At 65.6% G+C, this 1545-nt stretch carries 1 protein-coding gene and 1 pseudogene; both read left to right on the top strand.

Annotated features, from left to right (window positions below; genetic code table 11):
- Nucleotides 1-1182 (top strand): ABC transporter ATP-binding protein (locus RMO89_RS20245; protein ID WP_310535449.1); only part of this gene is annotated, 1182 nt, incomplete at its 5' end.
- A gap of 3 nt (nucleotides 1183-1185) precedes the next feature.
- Nucleotides 1186-1545 (top strand): annotated as a pseudogene (locus tag RMO89_RS20240) (folate-binding protein); the annotation flags it as partial.

The following is a 1545-nucleotide window of genomic DNA, read 5'->3' as shown; positions in this document are numbered from 1 at the left end:
GTGCGGCGCAAATCCAATGAGCTGCGCGATCAGGCCGGCCAACGCGCCACGCGCTTGGACGAGATTTTCCACGGCATCAACGCGGTCAAGCTGAACCGGATGGAAGACTACCAGACCGGGCGCTTCCGCACGGTGCTAAAGTCGATCCGCCGCGCCGAGGTGCGCTCGATCTTCGCGCGCAGGCTGATGCCGGGGAAGATTGATCTGGTCACGGGCCTCGGCTTTTTCGCGGTGCTGCTGATGGCAGGCGATGAGATTTCCTCGGGCCAGCGCACCACCGGCGATTTCATGTCGTTCTTCACCGCGATGTCGCTGACCTTCCAACCCCTGCGCCGCTTAGGCGAGATGTCGGGCACCTGGCAAGTCGCCTCCGCCAGCCTGGAACGCATCTACGCGCTGTTTGACGCCCGCCCCGCCTATCCCCGCCCCGAGGTTAGCCTGGCCCTGCCCGCCCCCGGAGCCCCAGAAATCCGGTTTGAGGATGTCAGCTTCGCGCATGGCGACCAACCCGTGCTGCGCGGTCTGTCCTTCACCGCCGAGGCAGGCAAGACCACGGCACTGGTTGGCTCCTCTGGTGCGGGCAAGAGCACAGTGTTCCACCTGCTGACCGGGCTTATGGAGCCCGCCAGTGGCGTGATCCGCATCGGCGGCGTGGTCGCTTCTGGCCTCGCCTTGGCCGATCAACGCGCGCTGTTTGCCACTGTCACACAGGATTCGGCGCTGTTTGATGAAACCTTGGTCGAGAACATCGCTCTGGGTCGCAGCGTTGCCCCCGATGCGCTGGAAGCCGCCCTGCGCGCCGCCCATGTCGCCGATTTTCTGGCCTTGCTGGCGCGTGGCGTTGATACCCCGGTCGGCCCGCGCGGCTCGGCTTTGTCGGGCGGCCAGCGCCAACGGGTGGCGATTGCGCGGGCTTTGGTGCAGGATGCCCCCGTGCTGCTGCTGGATGAAGCGACCTCGGCGCTGGATGCGCAATCGGAATCCATCGTCGCCGAAGCGCTTGCCCATGGCAGCCAAGGCCGCACCACTTTGGTGATCGCGCACCGCCTTGCCACCGTGCGCAATGCCGACAAAATCGTGGTGATGGACCATGGCAGGGTTGCGGAAACCGGCACGCATGACCAGCTTCTGGCACAGGGCGGGCTTTACGCTGGCCTCTATCGCCTGCAATTCAAGGACTAAGCCATGTTGGGCGAAACCGCCGCGGACCGCCGTGTTTATACCGTCACCGGAGCGGACAGGCTGACCTTCCTGCAAGGCATGGTCAGCAATGATGTGCTGCCGTTAGGGCGCGGCGATGGCGCGGTTTGGGCGGCACTGCTGACCCCACAAGGCAAATACCTCGCCGATTTCCTGCTGGTGGCGCAAGGCGACCGCCTGCTGCTAGATATCAAAGACAGCATCGCCGAGGCCACCATCCGCCGCCTGTCGATGTACCGCCTGCGCGCCGATGTGCAGTTTGCCGCCTCACCCCTGACCGTATCGCGCGGGCTGGGCGCACCACCGCCCGGCACCATCGCCGACCCCCGCCATGCAGCCCTCGGC

It is taken from the genome of Novosphingobium sp., assembly GCF_031424035.1.
Classification (GTDB): Bacteria; Pseudomonadota; Alphaproteobacteria; order Sphingomonadales; family Sphingomonadaceae; genus Novosphingobium.
This window is presented reverse-complemented; position numbering and strand designations above follow the sequence as displayed.